Origin of the sequence: Actinomadura sp. 1N219 (genome assembly GCF_044326405.1) — a bacterium.
GTDB lineage: Bacteria > Actinomycetota > Actinomycetes > Streptosporangiales > Streptosporangiaceae > Spirillospora.
The window spans coordinates 354890-370693 of the sequence record NZ_JBIRAY010000007.1 but is presented as its reverse complement, the minus strand read 5'-3'; the positions used below and the strand labels follow the sequence as shown (position 1 = coordinate 370693).

The window sequence follows — 15804 nt, the reverse complement described above, 5'->3', positions numbered from 1 at the left end:
CGCGTCCACCGCTCCGGCTTCCGGAGAAGGTGCCGAGCGCGACACCTTCCCCAAGGGTGGACGAGATTTCTGATCCACACGGGGGGAAACGGGCATGCATACAAGCAGGATCACCGTGGCGGGAGTCGCTCTGATCGCGGCGCTCACCGGCGCCTGCGGGCCAGTCGACACCGCGTCCGAGCCGTCGAACGAAGACCCGGCCGAGAAGTCGCCGGTGGCGGCCAAGATGGGCGAGGCGGCCAAGGACGGCAAGTTCACGTTCGTCGTCACGGACGTCTCGACCCGCACGGAAAGCATCGGTGACGAGTTCGTCGGCCGGGAGCCTCAGGGCAAGTTCGTCATGGTCGACGTGAAGGTGACCAATCACGCCACGGAGGCCCAGGGCTTCCTCGGCTCCGACCAGAAGCTTCTGGCCTCCGGGAACACCTACAGTGCGGACGACGAGGCCGCTGCCTACTTGCCGTCATCCCAGTCGCTGTACGAGCAGATCAATCCCGGCAACAAGGTCAGTGGTGTCGTCATTTTCGATGTCCCGCGGAAGGTGAAGCCCACCGCGATCGAGCTACACGACTCGGCCTTCTCGAACGGTGTCCGTGTCGACCTCAAGTAGGTACCGCCTCGCCGTTCAAGGGTCTGTTGGGGCGGTGAGGTTTTGGAGGGCGTGTTCGTAGGCTGCTCGCTCGTGTGCCAGGTCCGACATCTCGCGGGGTTCTTCGGCGGCGGCGAAGCATTCCGCGTCCGTCAGACCCCAGATGCGGGCCTCCAGCCAGCTCAGGCGGCGGTACTTGTGCGGGGCCATGCATTGGGAGCCGAAGTCCCAGCCGACCGCTGACACCGGCCTTCCGGAGAACTGCTCGCGGGCCCGGTCGGCGTAGGCGGTTCGGGTGATGGTCTTCGGGTGGAGAAAGGACAGGTCGAAGCCGTTGTCGCCGAGTCCGAACGCGGCCAGGCCGTAGAGGAAGGTCACCTCGATTCCGTGTCGTGCGCAGAATTCCGTGATCCTGGTCGCGCCGGAAAGCGTCCCGGCGTAGGAAAGGACGTAGACCCGGCGGACGGAATGGCTGTCGGTATAGCAGCGGAGCGCGGCGGTGATCGTGGCTCCGGAAGCGACGGTGTCGCCGATGAGCAGGGTTCCAGCGGGCGCTTCAAGGCAGGCGTACTGCACCTCGATGCTGGCGTCGCCGCCGGAGACGGCGGTGCGTGATGTGGCGATCAGGTTCGCGGGAAGGTTGTGGCCCGTCTCCGCCGCCGTCGCCTCGCCGAGCTGGTAGACGAGCCCCTTGCTGAGGATCATCAGCTCCGCGGTGTCGCCGGGCGTGAACTCGTCCGCCAGGTGGGCGATGAAATGGCGGCTGGAGCGAAGGCACGCCCGGCGGAACTCGACGCCGGTGAGGTTGCGGTCGAAGAGCAGGTCTTCCAGGGCGGTGTTGTGGACGAGGAAGAGGCGTGGACGGACGTCCACGACGTCCTCCGCGAGGCTGCGACCCGAAGCCGTAATCACCTCTCATCTGCTTTCGGCGTATGGGCGTCGGTTCAGTCGCTTCAAGGCCGCGAGCATGGGGGGATCGCCGGGGAGGAGTTTGTCGCGGTATTCGGTGATGGCCTTGTCGAGCCAGCCGGGCATGTGATGGGCGGTGCGGGCCTTCTGCGGGGCCAGTTCGGGGAGCAACTCGCCCGCGGAAAGGAAGTCGTCGGCGACCGCCGTTGCGAGTGCGGCGACATGAGGGTGCACGTAGTCGTGGACGAGCACGCCGCGGTATTCGAGTTCATCGGCCCGGTACCTGGAATTCCTCGGGGCCACGACGATGATGGGGGTGCCGAGTAGGGCGGCGGCGGTCATCTCCACTCCGATGCCTATTCCGCGCCTTTCGCGGGCGTCCACGATCACCGCCGTCGCGACCATGACCTGGTACATGTCGCGGCCGAACTGGCCGAGCGTGTTGGACGGGTCGGTGATCGGGTCGTCGGGGTTGAGGAAGACCACTTCCGCGGGCTGCGCGCCCTTGGCGACCTCCCGCCGTTCGACGTCCGACCAGCAGAGCTTCTTCTCGTCCGCGGCGCCCTTCGTGATCGAGCCGGAGCAGTACACGGATATCGCCATCAGTCGTCTCCCCGTAATGGTAGGCGGGTGCGGGTCGAATCGGTCAGCAGGTCGGCGACGGCGAGGATGTTGGACCTCGCCTCCGCATAGGTTTCGGCGGGACGGAACCGTGCCGATCTGCGGGCTTCGAGCGTGGCGACGCGCAAGGCGTCCGGGGCGGGTGCGGCATAGGCGCGATCGATGACCAGCCCGAATTCCGGCAGGGACCGCAGCCGCAGCAGCTCCTCCCAGCGGGCTATGCGGCGGACGAAATCGCGCACTTCCAGCCATTGGAGCGCGGAGTCGAGGCGGCGTGCCGAGAGCAGGCGGCCGTCCATTCCGCTCGTCCGCGGGGTGAGGCCGCAGGCCAGGTCCCCTAATGGCAGGTCGACGAGGACGGCCGCGTCCATGTCCAGGAGGTAACTTCGGAGATAGGCGCGGGACAGGAAGAACGCGAGCCTGGTTCTTTCGGCCGGTGTCAGTGGGATCGGCAGTGCTTGCTCCACGAACCGTCCGATGAAGGCTTGGCCCTCCAGCCGCTCGGGCAATTTCGTGAGCAGCCGCTCGGCGCGGGCCCGGGGGCGTTGCCATCTGTGTGCGGTTCCGCGTGCGAGGGCGTGCAGATCACCACCGGGCTGGAGCGCCGTCCGCCATTGGTCGCCGATTCCGGCCGCCGTTCCTCCGCCGTGGCGGGGCGCCCACAGGAAATCGGGATCGGCGCAGATTCCGCGCAGCCCGCCGTGCCGGTAGGGGTTGAGCGGGTCGCTCCTGTATTCGTGGACCTTCATTTCCCGGTAGTCGGCCAGGTCGGGGACCGGCGAGGTGTACCGGACGGCTCCGGTGCGCACCAGCGGCTCCAGGCAGCCGAGGAAGATCCGGTACCACGGGATCTCGAAGATGTAGGAGGCCGGGATGAGAAGGTGCCGCTCGGTGAGAAGGAGGGCCAGGCGGGTCGCGTCCAGCGCCTGGGTCAGGACCAGGCCCGCGTGCTCGCCTTCGACCCGCGCTCCGTAGCAGGCCAGAATCTCCGGGTTGGTGTACTGGACGAAAAGGGGGCGGTCCCTCTGGGGGATCGGTCCGTTGGTAGCGAAACCTTGCGCGGCGGGTGCCTTTCCCAAGACCGCGGTGACGTAGATGTCGCGCGCGGCCACAAAAGCGTCGCGGCGGGCCCACACGTGCTGTGCGGGAGCCGGACGCTCGAGCTCAGCGGCCATCGTCGTCCAGGGACAGGGAGATGTGCTGGTCCCTGCCCGCGATGAACGCGTTCCGCTCGGCCGTGATGTGCTGCACGACGTGGACGGGCTCCTGGTCCGGAAGGGACGCTCGGACCTGGACGACGAAGTCCTGCAGTTCGGCGGCGGCCTCGACATGCCGGGCGAGGAAGGCCGTCAGCAGGGCCGTCCACTCAGCCTGTTCGGCCGCCATGACCGTCTGCTCCGGCGGGGACTGCCGGCCCAGCCTGCTAGCCGACTCTTCCAGCCGCCGGGTGAGATCCTCTTCCGCCGCCGGTGCGCCACGGCTGACGATCCGCGTGAGGCGCCTTTTCGCGGTTTTCCAGAAGTCGGTGGCCATGGCCTCTACCAGAGCGGTCCCGGCCGCGCCCGCGAGCCCGGCCAGCGCGGGATCCATGACGCACACCTTTCCTGCCGGTCGCATCGCCCGACGTCCCTGATTGACGTCCCTGATTAAGGCCTCATTATGGGTCAGAAAACCTTGATCTTCCAGGGAATCGCGTATCCGCACGTCACTGTCAGGCATCTCAGACGACATTCTGGACACTAAAGTCCTGGGCTGACCATGCGTTTCGGGGAGCCATAATGCGGAGCCAGCGAGATTCGGAGGTGTGCTCGCCTCCTGAAACGGAAAACCACCACCGCTCTGCGCTTATCGGACCTTGTCCTTAATTGCTCGGCGTAAGGAAGGCGGCCCCGGTGGAAATTTCCAGAGAAACGCGTGTTCAGCGCTTATGGCGCATGTGGTGTGAGGGTGGCCGGGACCGGTCACCGGCGGTGGTTCCGATGCGCGGCGCAGCGGGATGTCGGTGGGGCGTGGTTGTGTAGCCAGTACACGAGATCGGACGGTGGAGGTGCGGCGGTGGGCGAGGGTGACGGCGGGCTGTTCCCGCAGCCAGGGGATGTGCAGCTCTCACTGGTGAAGGGGGAGGACGCGGCTGCGAAGCGTCCGCTGGACGTGCCGCAGACGTTCGCCGAGGGCGGGTCGTTCGAGGCGCGGAATGAGCTGGAGGAACTCGTCCGGCGCGACCTGCTCGGGCCTTGGGACGGGCCCGAGGAGGAGTTCAGACCTAAGGCGAGAGGGCCGCGCGAGCGGTACCTCGTCGGAATGCTGGGGCCGAGGCACTCGCCCGCTTCCGCGATCGAGAGCGCGGGCGAGCTGCCGGACACCGAGGCCGGAGTGGGCGGGGACGCCACCGAAGGCGGGCTGCCCGAGGTCGTCAGCCCGCAGACGCTCGGCAAGATCTGGGCGTCGTCGATGGGGCTGTCGTTCTGCGTCCCCGGCGAGGTGGACGCCGTCGTCGTCAAGGCGACCTGGGGACGCTACGACCTGCGCGAGCACGAGGACGAGGAAGGCAAGAAACTCCGGGTCTGGGCCAGAGAGCCGGTCGCGCAGGAGGAGGAAGTGCGGCTCGATGCGGAGGAGTCCTACAAGGTCTCGCTGAGCAAAGAGCACGACGAGGCCTCCGGTGTGCTTCTGCACGTGAACGTCCGGCCGCGGAACGGCAGGCACGTCGTGGAGATCGCCCTCGTCAACCAGCAGCCGGAACCGAACGGCAACAAGGACACGGCCTGGTTGTTCCAGCCGGAACTGACCGTCACGGCGCTCGACGGGGCCAAGGCCGTCTTCCTCCCGGTGGACGATCCGGTCGACGATCTCGCGGCCGCCGGGGACGACGCCGAGGAACTGCATCTGAGGCTGCTCTACCGGAACGAGAGACGCTATGCGGCCGGACGGAACGTCGCCGTCCACGCGGAGGTGGCGCCGGGGCTGAGAGTGGCGCACCGGCTCACCACCACATGGCTGCCCGTCCACGATGTGCCCGCCACGATCGCGCCGACCGGGCCCGGTACGCCGCTGGAACACGTCAAGCTCTCGATGGACGCCCTCGCCACGGCCGCCCCCGCACAACTCAGGGAAGGGCTCCAACCGCTGGTCGACGGCTACAACGCCTGGCTGGACGAACGGGAAACCGAGATCCCCGGGCTTCCAGACCCGCTGAAGGGAGCCGCGGCCAAGGCCGTCCACGACGCGCGGAAGGCGGCCAACCGCATCGCCGCCGGCGTGCGGCTGCTGTCCGACGAACGCAGCCCCGGGCACGCGGAGGCCCTGCGTGCCTTCCGCTTCGCGAACGAGGCGATGGCGCTCCAACGCCGGCACACCGCGATCACTCCGAAGAGGGAGGAGGGCCTCTCCTACGAGGACGCCCTGAAGTCCGTCGAGGAGCAGGGGGCGAAGGCGGCGAGCTGGCGTCCCTTCCAGCTCGCGTTCGTGCTGCTCAACCTGCCGTCGCTGACCGACCCGGCGCACCCGGAGCGCGCCGCCGACCACACCGCCCTCGTCGACCTGCTGTTCTTCCCGACCGGCGGGGGCAAGACGGAGGCGTACCTCGGCCTCACCGCCTACACGTTCGCGATCCGCAGGCTGCAGCGCACGGTCGGCGCAGCGGAGGACGCCCGGGACGGCATGGCGGGCGTCGCCGTCCTCATGCGGTACACGCTGCGCCTCCTCACCGCGCAGCAGTTCCAGCGGGCCGCCGCGCTGGTGTGCGCCGCCGAGATCCTTCGCCGCGACGACCCCGCCACGTGGGGCGACGAGCGGTTCCGGATCGGCCTGTGGGTCGGCGCGGGCGTGTCGCCGAACTGGTTCGAGGACGCCAAGGACCAGGTCATCGAGGCACGCGACCAGGGCCACGGGCACCGCGCCAACGTCCTGCAGACGCTCTCCTGCCCGTGGTGCGGCGAGGAGTTGCGCGCCGAGCGCGACCTGCACGTCGACGACGACCGGCGCCGCGTCCTGCTGTACTGCCCGCGCGGGGAGGGCGACGCCTGCCCGTTCTCCCGGAGGGTCAGCCAGGGCGAGGGCCTGCCGATCCTGACGGTGGACGAGGAGATCTACCGGTACGCGCCGAGCCTCGTCATCGCCACCGTCGACAAGCTCGCCCAGCTTCCCTGGAAGGGCTACGCGGGCATCCTGTTCGGGCGGACGCGCGGCCACTGCGACCGGCACGGCTTCCGCCACGACGACCTGGACGAGAAGACCGGGTGCGCGAGCAAGCACAACCGGAAGGGTGCGCTGCCGGGCGTCACCGCGAGACCGGTCGCCCGCCTCCGCCCGCCCGACCTGATCATCCAGGACGAGCTGCACCTCATCTCGGGGGCGCTCGGCACCACCGTCGGGCTGTTCGAGGCGGCCGTCGCCGAACTGTCGTCCTGGCCGTACCGGGGGCGGCGCACCGGCCCGAAGATCGTCGCGTCGACCGCCACCACCAAACGGGCCCGCGAACAGGTCCGCGGGGTGTTCGGCCGCGAGCTGGCGGTGTTCCCGCCGCAGGTCACCGACGTTTCCGACACGTTCTTCTCCCAGCAGGAGCCCGTCACTCCGGCCAACCCGGGACGCAGGTACCTGGGGATCTGCGCGCACGGCGTCCGCATCAAGTCCGCCGAGATCCGGCTCGCGGAGATCCTGCTGCTGGCCGGGCAGACGCTTTTCGACAAGTACGGCGACCCCGCCGACCCGTACATGACGATGGTCGGCTACTTCAACGCCACCCGGGAGCTCGCCGGCATGCGCCGCTACCTGGACGACGACGTGACGACCCGCGTCCGGCGGCACGGGAAGGCCAAGGGCCTGTCCGACCGCATCGCCACGCGCGGCGGCATGCTCACCATCCAGGAGCTCACGTCCCGCATCTCCTCCGGCGACATCAGCGACGTGCTCAAACGGCTGGAGCACGGTTTCGAGCCCGACCTCGACACCTCCCGCCGCCGCTACGACGCGCCCGCCGAGATGGCCCGGTTCATCAAGGAGCGCCGCGAGTCCAAGCCGGGCGCCAGGACGGACGGCAGGGCCACGCCGCACCCGCTCGCCCAGCGGTTCAGCGACCGGAACCGCGCCGAGCAGCAGCCGGTCGACGTGGTGCTGGCGACGTCGATGCTCCAGGTCGGCGTGGACGTCTCCCGGTTCGGGCTGATGATGATGGTCGGGCAGCCCAAGAACACGGCCGAGTACATCCAGGCCTCGTCCCGCGTCGGACGCGACCCCGCTCGCCCCGGCCTCGTCGTCACCCTCTACAACTGGACCCGTCCCCGCGACCTCGCCCACTACGAGGATTTCGAGCACTACCACGCCACCTTCTACCGGCAGGTCGAGGCCCTGTCCGTCACCCCGTACACCCGGCGGTCGCTCGACCGGGGCACGGCCGCCGCGCTCGTCGCGGCGGTCCGGCACGCCGCCGAGGACTTCTCCCGCAACCCCGACGCCTTCGACGTCGACCTGTCCGACCCGCGCGTCCAGGACATCGTCGACCGGATGCTGGACCGGGCCGAGGCCGTCGCCGACGCGCGCGGCCGCGGCTACCTCGAAGAGCGGATCAAGGTCGTGCTGGACGCCTGGGAGACCCAGCGATCCGGCGGCAGCGCCAGGCTCGGCTACCAGGACGGAACCTGGCGCAGGCAGACCATCAAGGGCCTGCTCAGGCCCGCCGGGAACGGCCGGTGGGAAACGATGACCGCCGGCATGTCCATGCGCGAGACCGAGAACGAGATCAACCTGCTGTTCCCCGGCGGCGACACCGTCTACGCGCCCGCCTACCACGAACCCGAGTGGTCGTTCGGCACGCCCGCGGACCCCGACGACGAGGCGTCCGAAGGCGACGAGCTCGGCCTGTCGGCGATCGACCGCGCGAACGCCAAGGAGGACCGGCCATGACCGAGAACGCGCTGTTCCGCCGCAGGGTCGGCAGCGTCCGTCCCAGCCACCTGATGTTCACCAGCGGCGTCGCCTCCCTGGTCGACCTCCCCAACTTCTCCGTCCTCATCAAGGGCCTGGACGACTGGAGCCATCGGGGGCTGCCCGAGGCGCTGCCGATCGCCGAGCCGCGCCTGCTCGCCGCCGTCCAGCAGAGCATCGGCAAGAGCGTCCAGAAGCTCATGCCCGCGCCCTGGATGGAAGGGCTCGACAAGGACCCGAACGGCCCGGCGTCCAAGGTCGGCGTGCCCGTCACGCCGTTCCCCAGCTGGTTCCGCTGCACCGCCTGCAACGAACTCGGCGCCCTCGACTCCGGGATCTTCGGCTTCGAGAACTCCAAGGCCCGCAAGCCGCACGAGGCCAGGTTCTTCCACGACAAGTGCAGGAAGAAGAAGCCGCTGGCCGTGGCCGCCCGCTTCGTCCTGTCCTGCACGGGCGGGCATCTGGACGAGTTCCCCTACGTCCACTTCGTGCACCGCGGCGCGGCGTGCCCCGCCGTCAGCCACCCCCGGCTGCAAATGGACGACCGCGGCGGCAACCTCGGCGCCAACGTCGAGATCAAATGCGTCAACTGCCGGGAGCGCCGCAACATCAGCGACGCGCAGGGCAAGCGCGGTGAGGAGAACCTGCCGCGGTGCCGCGCCCGCCACCCGCACCTCGGCGTCTTCGACCCGCAGGGTTGCGACCGCGCCCCCAAGCTGCTGGTCGTCGGCGCGTCCAACCAGTGGTTCGCCAAGACCCTCGCGGCCCTCCACGTCCCCGAGTCGGGGGCCAGCGCGCTCGACACCAAGGTCGAGAAGGAGTGGGCCGCGATCGAGGGGCTCGCGCCCAGCATGTACGCGTACGCGCGAGAGTACGTGCCGCCCTTCAAGGAACTCGACCAGTGGAGCGACGACGAGATCGCCGACGCCGTCGCCCGGCGCCGCGCCAAACTCGAAGGCGCGCCCGACGCGAAGGACGACACCTCCCGCTACCCGGACCTTCGCACCCCGGAATGGGAGGTCTTCTCCGCGGACAGGCTGCCCGACCCGAACCCCGACTTCACTCTCCGGCGCGACCTCGACGGCGTCCCGGACGAGCTGGCGGGCGTCTACGCCGACGTCGTCCAGGCCGAACGGCTCCGCGAGGTCCGGGCGCTGATCGGGTTCACCCGGCTGGACGCCCCCGACCCCGAGGACCCGACGCTCGTCGAGCTCGTCCGGCTCGCCCGCTCCGGCCCCGCGTGGGTGCCGGCCAGCGAGGTGCGGGGCGAAGGGATCTTCCTGAAGGTGCCCGAGGACCTGCTCCAGAAATGGGAGGCGCGCGTCGAGAAGTCGAGGGCGCTGGAACTGCACCGCGAGGCGTACGGGCGGCACCGCCGCAACCGCTACTCCGACCGGATCGCCGCCATGTCCGACTTCGACGAGATGGCGCTCTGGCCCGGCGCCAGGTTCATCGTCCTGCACACCCTCTCCCACCTGCTGATCCGCACCATCTCCCTCGAATGCGGGTACAGCTCGGCGAGCCTGTCCGAGCGCATCTACTCCGGGACCGACGACGACCCGCACCGCAGCGGCATCCTCATCTACACGGCCGTCCCGGACGCGGAGGGCACCCTCGGCGGGCTCGTCTCGCTCGCCGAACCGGAACAGCTCGTCCGGCTGACGCGGCGGGCGCTGGCGGACGCGCGGCACTGCTCGTCCGACCCGCTGTGCGCCGAACGCCTCCCGCAGTACCCGGCCGACTTCCTGCACGGCGCCGCCTGCCATGTCTGCCTGTTCGTGTCCGAGACGACCTGCGAGCGCGGCAACAGGTTCCTCGACCGGCGCTTCGTCGTCCCCGTCGGCGACGGTGACCTCGCCCTGTATCCGGAGCTGCCATGAGCGACGCCGACGATGCCGATGTCGCCTCCGGCGACGGTGCCGATGTCGCCTCCGGCGACGATGCCGCGTCGACGCCGCTCGACAGGTTCGAGCAGGGCGCCCGCGAGGCCGCCCTGCGGATCGGCCCGGAGGGGCTCCGCAAGCTGGCGGGCCTGTTCGGCAGGGGGGCGGGCCTCTCCGCCGTCCGCCTGTGCGTGCCCGGCTTCGAGGAGGAGGCCGACGCGCTCTTCGCCGCCACCGGCCAGGAGGACCTCCCCTATCGGGCCGTCGCGGCCTACCTGCGCGGGGTCGCGGCCGCGCAGGAGCAGTCCGCCGTCCGGGTGGAGTCGGTGTGGAGCGGGCCGACCGGCCACGCGGTGCCCGTCCGGTCGACCGCGCGGGTGCTGTCGCAGCTCGTCGGGCGCGCCCGCTACGAGCTGCTGCTGATGACGTACTCGGCCCGGCCCTACCAGCCGCTGCGGGACGCGCTCGCCGCAGCCCTCACCCGGAACGTCCTGGTCAGGGTCGTCGTGGAGACGCTGCAGGGGGCGGGGAGCGCGATCTCCGGCGCGGAGCCCGCCGACGCCTTCCGCGGCCTCGGCGTGGAGCTGTGGCACTGGCCCGTCACGCGCCGCCCCGACGACCAGGGACGCATGCACGCCAAGATCGCGGTCGCGGACCGCCGCGAGCTCTTCGTCTCCAGCGCCAACCTCACCCAGTCCGGGGTGAACAGCAACATCGAGGCCGGGCTGCTGGTGCGCGGCGGCACCGCCCCCGAACGGGCCGCCGAACATTTCGACGCGCTCCGCGCGGCCGGGATCCTGGAGCGCCTGTGAGCGGCCCCGCCGTGCCCGGCCCCGAGCCCGCCGTGTCCGGCCCCGAGCCCGCCGTGTCCGGCCCGGAGCCGGCCGCGAACGAGGGGGAGGCGCTGGTCAGCGCCGCCGACATCGCCCGGCTGACGGGGTTCGGACGGGCGGCGGTCAGCAACTGGCGCCGCCGGTACGACGACTTCCCGCCGCCCTCCGGCGGCACCGCCAACAGCCCGCTGTTCGCCCTTCCCGAGGTGGAGAAATGGCTGGCGGACCAGGGCAAGCCGCTGACCCTGACGCCGGAGGAGCGGCTGTGGCAGCTGCTGCGCACCGCCACCGACGACCTCCGCCTCGGCGAGGTCGTCGGTGCCCTGGGCCGCGGCGCCTACCTGCGGGAACGCGGCGCCGCCGTGCCCGCCCACCTGGTGTCGGCGGCGCGGGACGTGCGCCGCCGCCGGGGCCCGGAGACGTTCGAGTATCTCGTCCGGCGGCTCGTCGAGGCCCATGCGCGGCGCGTCGTCCCGACACCGCCGGACACGGCCTGGCTGATGGCGGGCCTCGTCGGGGGCGTGGACGGCGGCCGCGTCTACGACCCCGCCTGCGGGATCGGGAACCTGCTCATGGCCGCGCAGGAGCGCGGCGCGGCGGGCCTCGCCGGGCAGGACCGCGAACCGTACGGCGCCGACATCGCCCGCACCCGCCTCCACCTGCACGGGGACGGCGACACGCACATCAGCCCCGGCGACTCGCTCACCGCCGACGCCTTCCCCGGCGAGCTCTTCGACGCCGCGCTGTGCGACACGCCGTTCGGGGACCGGGCCTGGGGCTACGACGAGCTCGCCGGCGACGCCCGCTGGGTGCACGGGCTCCCGCCGCGCGGCGAACCCGAGCTCGCCTGGGTGCAGCACGTCCTCTGGCATCTGCGGCCCGGCGGCGAGGCGGCCCTCCTGATGCCGCCGTCCGCGGCCGTCCGCCGCTCGGGCCGCCGCATCCGCGCCGGCCTGCTGCGCACCGGGACGCTGCGCGCGGTGCTGGAACTGCCCGCCGGCGCGGCGGCCGGCTCACCCGCCGCGCCGCATCTGTGGCTGCTGCGCCGCCCCGCGGACGGCGCCGCGCCGCCCGCCGGCGTGCTGATGCTGGACGCCTCCGCCGTGCCCGCCCAGGCGGTGATCGAACACGCCCGCCGCTTCAGGCACGGCGGCGGCGACGCGGGCCCCGGCCGCCTCGTCCCGCTGCTCACGCTCCTGGACGAAGCGGTGGACGTGACCCCGTCCCGCCACCTGCGCGGCAGCGCCGAGATCCGGGCCGGCTTCGACGACGCCCGCGCGCGGTTCCGGGAGCGCCTGGCCGCGGTCAACGCCCTCGCCGCCGAGCTGCCGCCGCTCGCCGAGTCCGGCGAGCAGCCCATGACGACGCTCGCCGAGCTGATCCGGGACGGCACGGTCGAGCCGCTCAGCCCGCCCCTCAAGATGGATCTGGACGGCGCCGAGATTCCCGTCCTGACCAGCAAGGACATCGCCCTCGGCCGGCCCCCGTCCGGCCGGGCCGCGGCCACGCCGGGCCTCCTGATGCTCCGCCTCGGAGACATCGCGGTCGCACAGGCCGGGCGCCGCGTCCAGCCACGGGTGATCGACACCGCGGACATTGCGGCAGGGCCGCAGGTTCAGGTGTTCCGGTTGGACCAGAGCCGATGCGATCCCCACTTTCTCGCCTGTTTCCTTCACGCCGCCGGGTTGTCCGGCTCGTCGTCCGCCTCGTCTCGCGCGGACATCCGCCGGATGCCCGTCCCGCGCCTGCCCATCGAGGAACAGCGCTCCTACGCGGCCGCCCACCGCCGTCTGGTGGGGCTGTCCGCCGCGATGCGCGACCTCGCCGAGGCCGGCGACGACGCGGTCGCGCTGGGAATCGAGGGCTTGGGTGGTGGCGGGCTCCGTCCGGAAGGTTGAATGGCGGCGTGACGACCATCGCCGGCCGCTACGAGCTTGATCCCGTCCACATCGGCAAGGGCGGGATGGGGGAGGTCTGGGGCGCCGCGGACACCCGGCTGCGGCGCCGCGTCGCGGTCAAGTTCGTCAGGTTCGGCGACGACCCCGAGCTGGTCCGGCGGTTCGTCCGGGAGTCGCAGCTCACCGCCCGGATGCGGCACCCGGGAGTGCCCGTCCTGTACGACGCGGACAAGGTCGTGGGCGGTCCGTTCGGCGGGCGCCTCTATCTCGTCATGGAGCTGATCGACGGTGTCAACGTCGACGACCTGGTCGCCGAGCACGACCCGCTGCCGATCGGCTGGGCCGCCGCGATCGCCGCGCAGGTCTGCGCCGTCCTCAGTTACGCGCATGGCGAGGCGCTCGTCCATCGCGACCTGAAACCCAGCAACCTGATGGTGGACAAGGACGGCGCCGTGAAGGTCCTGGACTTCGGCCTCGCCGTGGCCCTGGACGCCGACGAACGGTCCCGGCTCACCAGCACCGGCCAGCTGCTCGGCACCCTCGCCTACATGTCCCCAGAGCAGTTCCGCGGGAGGTCCGGCCCGTCCAGCGACCTTTACGCGCTGGGCTGCGTGCTCTACCAGATGCTCAGCGGGCGAAGCCCCTTCCAGTCGTCCGATCACGTGTCGTTCATGCACGCGCACATCTACGAGGAGGCGGCCCCGCTCGCCCGGCTGCGTCCCGGCGTTCCGTCCGGGCTGGAAGACCTGGTGAAGCGGCTTATGGCGAAGGTGCCCGAGGCCCGTCCGGCGTCCGCCGAGGAGGTCTTCGACGCCCTCCACCCGTACACGGCGGGCCTCCAGGAGCTGCCCGGGGCCGTGCGCGCCGGACGCAGCGCCCTGCGCATGTACGCCGACGTCGCCGGCCGGACGCTCACGGCCTACGCCGCCCCGGCGGCACCGGCCCCGCCCGCCGCTCAGCCGCTGCCCGCCGTCCAGCCGTCGCTCGCTGCCCAGGCGCTGGCCACGGACTCCTTCAGCCTCGGCGACGTCGCCCGTACCCGCCGCCGCGCCGACCGCCTCATGCGCGAGTCCCGCTTCGACGACGCGGTGCGCATGCTGAACCAGACGTCCGCCCGGGCCGAAAGCGTCCTGGGCGGCGAGCACGCCGAGGTGATCGCGCTCCGGACGGACCTCGCGGACGTCCTCTTCAAGGCCGGGGACTACCCCGCCGCCGCGTCCGCCTTCCACGCCCTCGCCGCGGACGTGGCGCGCCGCGACGGCGCCGACGCGGAGTCGGCCCTGCGGCTCCGGTTCCAGGAGGCCAACAGCCGCGCGCTGGCCGGGGAGGTCGACCGCGCCCTCGCCCAGCTCAAGGACCTCATCGGCGACGAGGGCAGGCTGTTCGGGAAGGACGACGCCCGGGTGCTGGACCTCCGCCGGCAGCAAGGTCTCCTCCTGCACGGCGCCGGCCGCACCACGGACGCCATGCGCGTTCTGGACGAGCTCGCCGCCGACCTGGAACGCCTGCACAGTCCCGATGACCGGGCGCTGCAGGGCGTCCGGGAGTTGCTGGAGCGCATTGGGCGTGGAACGGCGGGATAGCTGGGCGGGGTGGGTCCTAGGTCTATGGGACCTTGCGGGTTGGGTCTGGTGGCCGACGCGGGGGAGGGGTGGACGAGTGCACCCTTTAGGGCATGACCACGACCTATGAGCCCGCAGCCGCCGGTAAAGACGCGTCACGTCTATCGACGCCAGGGTGGGCGGCGGTGCTCGCCGCGTCCATCGGGCAGTTCCTCGTCGTCCTGGACATCTCCGTCGTCAACGTCGCGCTGCCGGACATGCGCGCCGGGCTCGGGCTCGGCGCGACCGGGCTGCAATGGGTCGTCAACGCCTATTCGCTGACGTTCGCCGGGTTCCTGCTGCTCGGCGGGCGCGCCGCCGATCTGTTCGGACGCAAGCGCGTCTTCATCGCGGGGCTCGGCCTGTTCACCGTGGCCAGCCTCGCGGGCGGGTTCGCGCAGGACGCGAGCATGCTCATCGGCGCCCGCGCCGTGCAGGGGCTCGGGGCGGCGATCCTCGCGCCCGTCACGCTGTCGCTGATCACCTCCACGTTCCCGGAAGGTCCCGCGCGGACGCGGGCGATCGCCATGTGGACGGCCGTCGGCACCGCGGGCGGCGCGACGGGCGGCCTGGTCGGCGGGCTGCTCACCGACTATCTGAGCTGGCGCTGGGTGTTCCTGATCAATGTTCCGGTCGGCCTGGTCGTGGGGTTCATCGCCGTCCGGTGGCTGCGGGCGGAGCGCCGGGACGGCGGGCGGCAGCGGCTCGACCTGCCGGGGGCGGTGCTCGTCACGGCGGGCGTCGGGCTGCTGGCGTTCGGCATCGGCGAGACCGAGAAGCACGGCTGGACGGCGCTGTTCCCGGTGGCGGCGGGGCTCGCGCTGCTGGCGGCGTTCGTCGCGGTCGAGGCGCGGACCGCGCAGCCGCTGGTGCGGCTGGGGCTGTTCCGGCTGCGCAGCGTCGCGGTCGGGAACCTCGCCACGCTCGTCGGGACGATGGCGGGTTTCGCGCTCTGGTACTTCCTGTCGCTCTACATGCAGAACGTCCTGCACTACAGCGCGGTGCGCACGGGCCTGTCGTTCCTGCCGCACACGGCGGGCATCATCATCGGCTCCCGGCTCGCGCCGACGCTCATGGCCCGCATGGACGCGCGGCTCCTCGCCGGCGCGGGCGGGCTGCTGGCCGCGGCCGGGTTCGCGTGGCAGAGCGTGGTCCTGGACGCCGACGGGACGTTCGCCGGCTCGATCCTCGGTCCCGGCGCGACGATGGCGCTCGGGTTCGGGCTGCTGATGACGCCGCTGGTGCAGGCGTCCACGACGGGTGCTCCGTCGTCGGAGGCGGGGGCCGTGGCGGGCGTCGTCAACACGTCCCGCACGATCGGCGGCGCCATCGGCCTCACGGTTCTCGGGACGGCCGCGGCCCGCTCCGGCGCCGACCTGGTGGACGGGTACTCGACGGCCTTCGTCGTCGCCGCCGCCATCACCGCGGCGGGAACGGCGCTGGTGGCGTTCCTGCCTCGTCCAGAAAAGCGAACCTGAGGGCGCCTGCCGGAAGGAACGGACGCCCTCAGGTCGCGTTGAGGGGCGGCGGGGATTCAGTGAACCT

The 15804-nt window shown here is 71.4% G+C and carries 11 protein-coding genes; 7 read left to right on the top strand and 4 right to left on the bottom strand.

From position 1 onward, the window contains the following. Positions 1–94 precede the first annotated feature (94 nt). A complete protein-coding gene (locus ACH35V_RS23430) occupies positions 95–610 on the top strand; it encodes a DUF4352 domain-containing protein (RefSeq protein WP_395975102.1) in 516 nt (171 codons plus the stop codon). A 15-nt stretch (positions 611–625) separates the two neighbouring features. Here the strand turns inward: ACH35V_RS23430 and ACH35V_RS23425 are convergent, their stop codons facing one another. The 4 genes from ACH35V_RS23425 to ACH35V_RS23410 are packed head-to-tail and all read right to left on the bottom strand — an operon-like array spanning position 626 to position 3709. Then, positions 626–1462, bottom strand: coding sequence for a hypothetical protein (locus ACH35V_RS23425; protein ID WP_395975101.1), 837 nt, complete (start codon positions 1460–1462; stop codon positions 626–628). Positions 1463–1504: 42 nt separating this feature from the next. Then, the gene (locus ACH35V_RS23420) at positions 1505–2101 is read right to left on the bottom strand and encodes a hypothetical protein (RefSeq protein WP_395975100.1); all 597 of its coding nucleotides are present in this window, start codon (positions 2099–2101) and stop codon (positions 1505–1507) included. Continuing rightward, a complete protein-coding gene (locus ACH35V_RS23415; protein ID WP_395975099.1) occupies positions 2101–3294 on the bottom strand; it encodes a hypothetical protein in 1194 nt (397 codons plus the stop codon). The genes ACH35V_RS23420 and ACH35V_RS23415 overlap by 1 nt, the downstream gene beginning before the upstream one ends. Then, a complete protein-coding gene (locus tag ACH35V_RS23410; RefSeq protein WP_395975098.1) occupies positions 3284–3709 on the bottom strand; it encodes a hypothetical protein in 426 nt (141 codons plus the stop codon). The genes ACH35V_RS23415 and ACH35V_RS23410 overlap by 11 nt, the downstream gene beginning before the upstream one ends. Before the next feature lie 465 nt (positions 3710–4174). Between ACH35V_RS23410 and drmA the strand changes: the two genes are divergently transcribed. The 6 genes from drmA to ACH35V_RS23380 all read left to right on the top strand — a co-directional run bounded on the left by drmA (position 4175) and on the right by ACH35V_RS23380 (position 15737). Continuing rightward, positions 4175–8023 (top strand): DISARM system helicase DrmA, encoded by a 3849-nt coding sequence (gene drmA / locus ACH35V_RS23405; RefSeq protein ID WP_395975097.1) that lies wholly within the window; start codon positions 4175–4177, stop codon positions 8021–8023. Next, a complete protein-coding gene (drmB, locus tag ACH35V_RS23400; protein ID WP_395975096.1) occupies positions 8020–9924 on the top strand; it encodes a DrmB family protein in 1905 nt (634 codons plus the stop codon). The genes drmA and drmB overlap by 4 nt, the downstream gene beginning before the upstream one ends. Then, positions 9921–10739 carry a DISARM system phospholipase D-like protein DrmC gene (drmC, locus tag ACH35V_RS23395; protein ID WP_395975095.1) on the top strand — a complete coding sequence of 273 codons (819 nt, stop codon included), beginning with the start codon at positions 9921–9923 and terminating at the stop codon, positions 10737–10739. Before drmB ends, drmC begins: the two co-directional genes overlap by 4 nt. Continuing rightward, a complete protein-coding gene (locus ACH35V_RS23390; protein ID WP_395975094.1) occupies positions 10736–12658 on the top strand; it encodes an N-6 DNA methylase in 1923 nt (640 codons plus the stop codon). Before drmC ends, ACH35V_RS23390 begins: the two co-directional genes overlap by 4 nt. Positions 12659–12666: 8 nt before the next feature. Beyond that, a complete protein-coding gene (locus ACH35V_RS23385; protein WP_395975093.1) occupies positions 12667–14241 on the top strand; it encodes a protein kinase in 1575 nt (524 codons plus the stop codon). Positions 14242–14333: 92 nt separating this feature from the next. Then, a complete protein-coding gene (locus tag ACH35V_RS23380; RefSeq protein WP_395975092.1) occupies positions 14334–15737 on the top strand; it encodes an MFS transporter in 1404 nt (467 codons plus the stop codon). The last annotated feature ends 67 nt before the right edge of the window (positions 15738–15804 follow it).

What these genes read in the sequence shown, in the direction of transcription:
- ACH35V_RS23420 (WP_395975100.1), bottom strand. Translation starts at nt 2,101, where the DNA reads ATGGCGATATCCGTGTACTGCTCCGGCTCGATCACGAAGGGCGCCGCG.
- ACH35V_RS23415 (WP_395975099.1), bottom strand. Translation starts at nt 3,294, where the DNA reads ATGGCCGCTGAGCTCGAGCGTCCGGCTCCCGCACAGCACGTGTGGGCC.
- ACH35V_RS23410 (WP_395975098.1), bottom strand. Translation starts at nt 3,709, where the DNA reads ATGGATCCCGCGCTGGCCGGGCTCGCGGGCGCGGCCGGGACCGCTCTG.
- drmC (WP_395975095.1), top strand. Translation starts at nt 9,921, where the DNA reads ATGAGCGACGCCGACGATGCCGATGTCGCCTCCGGCGACGGTGCCGAT.
- ACH35V_RS23430 (WP_395975102.1), top strand. Translation starts at nt 95, where the DNA reads ATGCATACAAGCAGGATCACCGTGGCGGGAGTCGCTCTGATCGCGGCG.
- ACH35V_RS23380 (WP_395975092.1), top strand. Translation starts at nt 14,334, where the DNA reads ATGACCACGACCTATGAGCCCGCAGCCGCCGGTAAAGACGCGTCACGT.
- drmB (WP_395975096.1), top strand. Translation starts at nt 8,020, where the DNA reads ATGACCGAGAACGCGCTGTTCCGCCGCAGGGTCGGCAGCGTCCGTCCC.